General features: G+C 61.5%; 7 protein-coding genes and 1 pseudogene. 6 read left to right on the top strand and 2 right to left on the bottom strand.

The window, feature by feature from the left end:
- Window positions 1-19 precede the first annotated feature (19 nt).
- A complete protein-coding gene (locus tag EN893_RS09720; protein WP_127269550.1) occupies window positions 20-1,171 on the bottom strand; it encodes an HlyD family secretion protein in 1,152 nt (383 codons plus the stop codon).
- A 939-nt stretch (window positions 1,172-2,110) separates the two neighbouring features.
- On the opposite strand from EN893_RS09720, the gene EN893_RS09715 reads away from it, so the two are divergent.
- Window positions 2,111-2,356 (top strand): hypothetical protein, encoded by a 246-nt coding sequence (locus EN893_RS09715; protein WP_127270296.1) that lies wholly within the window; start codon window positions 2,111-2,113, stop codon window positions 2,354-2,356.
- A 564-nt stretch (window positions 2,357-2,920) separates the two neighbouring features.
- Entirely contained in the window at window positions 2,921-3,550 is a 630-nt protein-coding gene (locus EN893_RS09710; RefSeq protein ID WP_127270300.1) for a uracil-DNA glycosylase family protein, read from the top strand.
- A gap of 223 nt (window positions 3,551-3,773) precedes the next feature.
- On the opposite strand, the pseudogene EN893_RS09705 reads toward EN893_RS09710, so the two are convergent.
- Window positions 3,774-4,212: pseudogene (locus EN893_RS09705) on the bottom strand (transposase); the annotation flags it as partial.
- 342 nt (window positions 4,213-4,554) lie between these two features.
- On the opposite strand from EN893_RS09705, the gene EN893_RS09700 reads away from it, so the two are divergent.
- The 4 genes from EN893_RS09700 to EN893_RS09685 form a co-directional block, all read left to right on the top strand.
- Window positions 4,555-5,070 (top strand): DNA starvation/stationary phase protection protein, encoded by a 516-nt coding sequence (locus tag EN893_RS09700; RefSeq protein WP_127270297.1) that lies wholly within the window; start codon window positions 4,555-4,557, stop codon window positions 5,068-5,070.
- A 101-nt stretch (window positions 5,071-5,171) separates the two neighbouring features.
- Window positions 5,172-5,636, top strand: coding sequence for a nuclear transport factor 2 family protein (locus EN893_RS09695; protein ID WP_127270298.1), 465 nt, complete (start codon window positions 5,172-5,174; stop codon window positions 5,634-5,636).
- Window positions 5,637-5,811: 175 nt separating this feature from the next.
- Entirely contained in the window at window positions 5,812-8,109 is a 2,298-nt protein-coding gene (locus EN893_RS09690; protein WP_127270666.1) for an FdhF/YdeP family oxidoreductase, read from the top strand.
- 2 nt (window positions 8,110-8,111) lie between these two features.
- On the top strand, window positions 8,112-8,671 hold a 560-nt coding region (locus EN893_RS09685), incomplete at its 3' end, for a cytochrome ubiquinol oxidase subunit I (protein ID WP_164900782.1).

The raw sequence follows: 8,671 nt of genomic DNA, 5'->3' as shown, positions 1-8,671 counted from the left end.
GTCATCGGTAGGGTCTCGGTCATGGCTGGTTTCGAGACCTGCCATGCTCTGTATCTGGCGGCGGTTGGCTAACGGTGATCGTGGCGGTGACTGACATTCCGGGCAGGAGCAACCCTGCGAGAGGATCATCCCGGTCTATTGCGATCTTGACGGGGATCCGCTGAACGATCTTCGTGAAATTTCCGGTGGCATTGTCGGGGGGCAGGAGCGAGAACTCTTGGCCGCTGGCCGGCGCGATGCTGTCAACGATGCCCCTTACGGGGGTGTCGGCGAAAGCATCAACGTCGATCCTGACCTTCTGGCCCGAAGTGACCTCGGAGAGCTGGGTTTCTTTGTAGTTGGCGACCACATAGATACCGTCGAGCGGGACTACCGCAAGTAGTTGCATGCCAGGCTGGACGTAGAGGCCCACCCGCAACTGGCGCATACCGACAACGCCTTCGCTGGGCGCCCGCAAAACCGTGTAGCCTAGGTTCAGTTCTGCCTCCTCGAGTGCTCCTTGGTTGTGCTGCAGAGCAGCATTTGCTTCATCAAGCTGGGCCGCGAGAGTGCCGACCTCTCGCCGCACCGCCTCCAGGGCTGCCTTGTCCTTCGCGACCAATGCGTTCGCGGCGCCGATCTGGGATGCTGCCTGCTGTGCATTCTGGACGGAGCCATATCCCCCCTTGGCAAGCGTTTCGAAGCGTTCGTCATTTTGCGCGGCATAGACCTCCGTGGCCTGGTCGGCCTTTAGGGTGGCATCCGCCTCGTCGATGAGGGCGCGCTGCTCTGCCAACTGGGCGTCGATGCTCACGATTTTCGCCTTCGCCTCGGCGACGTCTGCCTTCGCCTCATCGACGGCTGCCTTGAAGCTGCGCGGATCGATGGTCGCCAACACGTCGCCCGCCTTGACCTTCTGATTGTCTGCGACCAGCACAGTGGCGAGGTAGCCGGCGACTTGAGGTGCAACTGGCACGATGTGGGCCTCCACATAGGCATCGTCGGTCGATTCCTCGAAACGCCAGACCGTCCAATACTGCCGGCCGGCATACGCAGCGGCGGACAACGCAGATAGGGCAGCAACGCCAAATGCGACGATGCGGAGCGCGCGGACAAATCTCCCCTCTTTGGCACGCGGTAAGGTCAATGCTACGACCTCCGTCTCCGGTTTGCCGGGATGATTGATATTCATGATTCCTCCTGCCGGGGAGGCCGGCCCATCCGGGGCGCGCCCGGACCAATGCTGGTTCGTCTCGTTACATTCAAAGAAGCGATTCTCGCAGGAAGACCTCGGCGACCGCTGTATCGAGTTGGTTCTCCCGACTGGCCGCACACCTCTGCAGGTGATGGAATTCTCGCCTCAATGAGATCAGCATTCTGAGAACTGATCGCCGGCAGCGACCGCCGATGCTCCCGGCCTTTGAAGGGTCATTTGGCCCTCCCGCGTCATGTCCTTCGTCACTGTGGCGGTGACCGTAGCCCTCTCCTTGGCCGCCACTAATGTGGCCGCCGTCATGAGCCAAGGCCGCCAAACCCGAGCCTGCCGCTAACAGCGCGGCCCAGGCAATTGTTATCCAAACATGTCGTACGTTTGGCATCGTCGTACTCCTTGCGGCCCACGCTTTGGGAGGAAGCGCCGCAAGAGTGTATTTGCCGTCGACTGAGCGAAATCATACTTGCGTCCAGCGATGCCAGACGTGAGGTCATGGATTGCGCATCTCGGCGAGAACGACGACCGATATCTCATACCGTATTTCCGGACTTTCCCCTCCGGCGGGGCGGCTTCAATAAGGAACGGCAGACTCCCCATTCTCAATTGAGATCCTACGGCGGAGGGTATCAGGAGCAGCAGAATCGTCGCCTTCTTAGGCGCGCCGAGTTCATTGGCGGGTCCAGGTCATGTGTCTAGTTCTGCCGAAACCATTGGGGCCTGAAGGCGCTAGTCGGCGAGGCAGAAATTGACGAACACCGGTTGAGAGCGTGCCTGATCCCTGCAACGGTCAAAGACGAAACGCAGCATGCCTTTGGAAAAGAACCTGCCTCCCGCGTGTGGCATCGTTGCGGCACGTAAGGCACGCAATCTGCCGATCCACGAACGGGTCGGTACCAAGTTATTGACGAGGAGAAGCCCATGTCCAGCGTCCATCCAGTTCGCGCACTTTCCGCAGCGCTCGAGGCTGCGAGGACGAATGCTGTCGAAACCATCGCGGCAGATGGCGGGCCTCTGTCATCTGCAGTTCTAGCTGAACTCGCCATGTTGCAAACTGCACTGACGGCCACCCGCCAAACACTCGATGAGCATGGAACCCGATTGGGCTGGGGTGGCGACGAGGGGGCCGTGGATCAGGCGGTTCTAGAACTCCATTCAATCAAATAGCTGGATTGCCAGTACGCAGTGATCGGCTTCCTTTCGTTGTGCCAGAGTTTGCCGTGTTATTGTTCGGCAATCCGTAGGTCCGCACTGACTGGCTTCGCGTCTCTTTGAAGTTTTGGAGCAGCCAACAGTTAAAGGCGTGCAGCCGGAGCTGCCAGCATCATTTGGACCACAACTGCCAAGCGTCAGGTTTTCCTTAGCAACTCGGGACGACCTGCGCTTCCCATTGTGAACGAGCGCGACGAGGACCAAGGTTGTCGACGCACCACAGCAAGCGGGCAAATTCTTACCAAGGCAATCACCTGCCACGGCATGTCGGTTGGACGGTTTCAGCATGCTATGGAATCGAAGGAAACAATTGTCCAGAAGCTCTGCACGTTCCCGCGGTGAAGCGTCGCGCAACTCCGGCGGCGGCTGGTCGAATGTTATCCGAACTCCTACGTCCTCTGGTCAGTAATTGAACTGACGACAGGGCGAGGCAACAATAGGGATCGGAACGACGTGGTAGACGTTTCTGCAAGTCATAGCTTCGTGGCACATTCGCGCGACGACGGAACGCGCGGCCAGTTGGAACAGTCGCAACTTGACGCGTTGCTTTCGAGCATTCGGGCATGCCGCGTGTGCGTCGAGGAGTTCGGCCATGAACCGCGCCCGGTGGTGCAGGTGGCCCCCGGCACCCGGCTGTTGATCTGTGGACAGGCGCCGGGGCGACGCGTGCATGAAAGCGGACTTCCGTTCGATGACCCGTCGGGCGACCGGCTGCGCGAGTGGCTTGGAGTGGATCGGCGCGCCTTCTATGCGGACCCGCGTATCGGCGTGGCCCCCATGGCGTTCTGCTTTCCGGGGACCAATCCCAAAGGCGGCGACTATCCGCCACCGCCCAGGTGCGCCGCGCTCTGGCGGCAGTCGCTCCTGGCATGTCTGCCGAAGGTGGAACTTACGGTGCTGGTCGGCGCTTATGCTCAGCGGTGGGCGTTGGGAGACACGCCGAGGCGTTCGATGACCGAGACCGTCGCGGCATGGCGCACCTATGGGCCTGCGGTGATCCCGCTGCCGCACCCCTCCTGGAGATGTGCAGGCTGGCTGCGGCGCAACTCATGGTTCGAGAATGAGTTGGCGCCCTATCTGCGCGTTCGGGTCGCTGCCATTCTAAGCGGCGCCATTACCCTTCATGAACCGGCCACACGCTCTCGATAAGGCAAGCCCGCGGCGACCTTCTCCGCGCAGATCGCGAGAACCGCAGGCGTGACGTTATCCGGGCCCAAGCAGAGAGACCGCCATCCAATGGACGATCAAATAGTCGGCGATGTTTCGGCTATGGCATCTCCACCAGAGCACTTCGGAACACACGACCGTGCATTTCGGCTGCTTGTTCAGGTCGATCGTCGGACACGACCAGTTCGACGTCCCTGAGGCCTCACGCTTTCAAGCCGACGAGAAATCCCGCCAGGTCGAGCGGTTGTCGCGATTGGCCATCTCGATGGCTCTGGCGCCTTCCGTCCCAGTCAATCCCGACGGAAATCAGCACCGCCTGGCCCATGACGATGCCGACTTCGCAGACCTTCTCGTAGCGAGCATCGACAATGAGGTAAGGGAACGGCTCCTGGAGCGGGCGATTGGCAAAGGCGGGGAGGCTCTCGTCCAGCGGCTTGCGCCCGCTCGGAAAGCTAGTAGCGCTCGAACAACTCCGCCGAGAAGCGGCCCTGCCGGTTCTGCGGCACCCTGAGTCCGAGCTTGCCGGCGCGCGTGACGAGCGTGCGACCGTAATGGCCCGAACGATAGGCGAGCCGCTCCGGCGTGCGCTAGCATTTCTCGGCTCCAAGCACCTCATCCATCTCGCCCTCCAGGACTTCCTGCATCACCGCGCGGATCACATCGCGCAGCCCATCAGGGCTCGAAAGCAGAATGTGGCGGAACTCGGTGACGTTGAATATCACCAGCCTGCCATGACCGCCCTTTCTCAGCGAATTTGCAGAACTCACAGCACACAACCTTGTCTCGTGGCCCAGCGAAATGAAACTGCAGGGCTGGCGGCGTCCGGGCGCTGACCGCCGCGACGCCCCTCGCTGGCCGATGAAGAGCCCGTCCTTTCCGGGCATTCAGAAAGAAAACCCGGCATTTGCAGAAGACCAGACGGCTTTTCGGGGCCTAGGTTGGCGCAATTGAGCACGCATTGAGCTCGCTGACCAAGGATCATCCCCATGACCACCAACGCCCTCCGCCTTCGCGCCGCACCGCTCCGTACCCCTTCCGATCTCGGCGAGAATGCCGTGACAGATATCTCTGCCGCTCTCACCGGGTTGCTAGCCGATACCTTCGCGCTTTACCTCAAGACGAAGAATTTCCACTGGCACATGTCAGGGCCGCACTTCCGTGATTACCATGTGTTACTCGACGAACAAGGCGAGCAAATCTTCGCTATCACCGATGACATCGCTGAGCGCTGTCGCAAGATCGGCGGCACCACGCTCCGCTCTATCGGACAGATCGCGAAGGAGCAGCGAATCTCCGACAATGACGCGGCCTATGTGACGCCACACGACATGCTGGCCGAGCTTGCCCAAGACAACCGCACCTTCATAAGTCTCCTGCGCGCCGTGCACGCAGTATGCGAGGAGCACGACGACGTCGCGACGACCAGCTTGATCGAGGTTTGGATTGATGAGGCCGAGCGCCGTACCTGGTTCCTTTTCGAAGCCGGGCGGATGGCGGACTGACCCCCAAGGCCATGGACCGTCGGCGCGGAATGGCGTCGCCCCGATCTGCGGCAAGCGGTCGCCGCTTGCGACTTCCCGTTGCTCTCTCACAGGAAAATGCCATGTCCCGCCCACCGCTTCCACCCTTCACGGAACAAACCGCCATAGAAAAAGTGCGCTCAGCCGAAGACGGCTGGAACACGCGTGACCCCGGCCGTGTCGCGCTCGCCTATACGGTTGACAGTGCCTGGCGTAATCGCGCCGAGTTCGTGACAGGCCGGGAAGCCATCGAGGCTTTTCTCACCCGCAAATGGAACAAAGAACTCGATTACCGGCTGGTAAAGGAACTTTGGACGTTTGCGGGAAACCGGATCGCTGTCCGCTTCGCCTATGAATACCATGATGACAGCGGCCAATGGTTCAGGGCCTACGGCAACGAAAATTGGGAGTTCGATACGGAAGGGCTGATGCGCCGCCGGATCGCCAGCATTAACGAACATCCAATCGCGGAGTCCGAACGCAAGTTGCATTGGCCTTTGGGTCGTCGCCCCGACGACCATCCTGGTCTCAGCGGTTTCGGCTTCTGATCTGACGCGTGGTCGAGGGTTGGCGACCGTTTTCGCGCTACCCACTGATAGGCCAGCAGAGCCGCTTCGGCGTGCCGCTCGCGCGGATCGGAAGATGTCGCGGGCGGTTCGACGACTGGCGGGGCTTCGCTGACAGGGGGTCGGCCGGTAGCTGAATCCACACAGGGGCATAGAAATGAGTGGCAAGAAGCGTATTGAGCGTTATGACGAGGCCGCCGGCGGCTGGGGTGCGCTGAAGGCGCTCGGCGAGCACCTGGTCGAGCAGGATATTGCGATCAAGGGCGCGACAACGCTGCTGCGCATGAACCAGCCGCTTGGCTTCGATTGCCCGGGCTGCGCTTGGCCAGATCCCAAACACACCTCGCCCTTCGAATTCTGCGAGAACGGCGGCAAGGCAGTCGCCTGGGAGGTGACGGCGAAGCGCTGCACGCCGGAGTTCTTCGCAGCTCACACCGTCACCGAGCTTTCGACATGGAGCGACTACGAACTCGAAATGGTCGGGCGGCTTACTCATCCGATGGCCTACGACCAAGCCAGCGATCGCTACTTGTCGGTGAACTGGGACGACGCCTTCGCCATGATCGGTCGGCATCTGGGCGCCCTTCCCAATCCGAATATGGCGGAGTTCTACACCTCCGGTCGCACCTCCAACGAGGCCGCCTTCCTCTACCAGCTCTTTGTGCGCGAATACGGCACCAACAACTTCCCCGACTGTTCCAACATGTGCCACGAGGCTACCAGCGTCGGCTTGCCGCAGTCGCTCGGCGTCGGCAAGGGCACGGTGCTGCTGGACGATTTCGACAAGACTGACTGCATCTTCATCTTCGGCCAGAACCCCGGCACCAACAGCCCGCGCATGATGACCAGCCTGCGCAGTGCCTCGCGACGCGGCGCAACCATTATTTCGTTCAATCCGTTCCGCGAGCGGGCGCTGGAGCGCTTTCAGGCGCCGCAGAGCCCGATCGAGATGACGACGCTGACGTCCACCCCGATCAGCTCGCGCCTGCACCAAGTCAAGGTCGGCGGCGACATCGCAGTGCTCAAGGGCTTGATGAAGGTGCTAGTCGAGGAGGATGAGCGGCTGCGCGCCGAACACCAGATCGAGGCCCTTGACTGGGATTTTATCCGCGGCCACACCGTCGGCATCGAGGCGCTCGTCGCCGACCTCAAGGCCACATGCTGGGAAGACATCGAGCGGCGATCGGGCCTCACGCGCTCGGCGATCGAGGAAGCCGCCCATGTCTATATGAAGGCGAAGAGGGCGATCGTCGTCTATGGCATGGGCATCACCCAGCACCGGCACGGCGCGAAAAGCGTCCAGCAGCTTGCCAATCTTTGCCTGCTCAAGGGAAATATCGGAAAGGAAGGCGCCGGCTTGTGCCCGGTGCGCGGCCATTCCAACGTCCAAGGCGACCGTACCGTCGGCATAACCGAAATTCCGACCCCTGAATTCCTCGGCCGGCTGGGACAGCGTTTTGGCTTCGAGCCCTCTGCTGAGCATGGACACAATGTCGTCACCGCGCTGGAGGCCATGGTCGAGGGAAAAGCGCGCGTCTTCATCGGCATGGGTGGCAACATCGTCGCTGCCATCCCAGACTGGCAGGTCACGCAGGAGGCGTTTCGCCGTCTCGATCTCACTGTTCACGTCTCGACCAAGCTTAACCGCAGCCACATCATCCATGGCCGCGACGCGCTCATCCTGCCCTGCCTAGGCCGCACGGAGGTTGACCTGCAGGCGGCAGGCCCGCAATCCATCACCGTCGAGGACTCTATGTCGATGGTGCACGCGTCGACCGGCATGAACGAACCTGCCTCCGAGCACCTGAAGAGCGAGCCCGCGATCGTTGCAGGCATGGCCCGCGCCACCCTCGGGATGCGCTCAGTTGTGGACTGGGAGATCTTCGTCGCCGACTACGACCTGATACGCGACGCCATCGAAGACGTCTTTCCGATTTTCGAGGGCTACAACGCTCGCATCCGCGTACCCGGCGGCTTCCACCTCCCCTCGACGGCGCGCGAGCGTATTTGGAATACGGCTACCGGCAAGGCGAACTTCATGCCGTTCGATGGGCTCGGCGAGGATAACGCATCCGATGCGGACGTTTTGTGGCTCACCAGCGTGCGCAGCCATGACCAGTACAATACCACGCTCTATTCACTCTCAGACCGCTATCGCGGCGTGTTCGGCCAACGCGACGTGCTGTTCATAAGCGTCGAGGAAATCGAGAAGCGCGGCTTCAAGCCGGGCGACCGCGTCGACCTAGTCACCGTTTCAGACGACGGCGTGGAGCGAGTGGTTCGCAATTTCAAGCTGGTCGCCCATGCATTCCCGGCCGGCGGCTGCGCGGCCTATTACCCAGAGACCAATCCGCTGGTGCCGCTTCACGCCCACGATCCAATGAGTTTCACACCCTCCTACAAGGGCATTCCGATCCGCATCGTGCGGGCGCAGGTCCAGGTTGAGGTGGCTTGACCATGGATGCCGTCATCCTTGCCCGACTCCAGTTCGCCTTCACAATGGGCTTCCACATCCTGTGGCCGACGGTCACGATCGGGCTCGCCTGCTTCGTCGCGCTACTGAGCGGCCTTTGGTGGCGCACCGGACGCGAGGTCTATCGCGATCTCATGCGCTTCTGGATTTCCATCTTCGCGCTGGCCTTCGGCATGGGCGTCATCACTGGCCTCGTGCTGAGCTACGAGATCGGCACCAACTGGGCGGGCTTCTCGCGCTCGGTCTCCAACGTCCTCGGCCCGCTCTTCATGTACGAGGCGCTGACCGCCTTCTTCCTCGAGGCCGGCTTCATCGGCATCGTGCTGTTCGGCCAGAACCGGGTCAGCAGGGGACTGCATTTCTTCGCCTGCTGCATGGTGGCGGGCGGCACGCTGACGTCGGCCACCTGGATCCTCGCCGCCAACAGTTGGATGCAGACGCCGCAGGGCGCGGTGGCCGACGCCAACGGCATTTTTCATGTCGTCGACTGGTGGCAGGTCATCTTCAATCCTTCCTTCCCCTACCGGCTCGCCCACATGGTCTG

The organism is Mesorhizobium sp. M7A.F.Ca.CA.004.04.2.1 (genome assembly GCF_004022825.1).
Lineage (GTDB): Bacteria > Pseudomonadota > Alphaproteobacteria > Rhizobiales > Rhizobiaceae > Mesorhizobium.
Note: the sequence above shows the minus strand (reverse complement) of the source record. Positions and strands in the feature narration are given on the sequence as shown.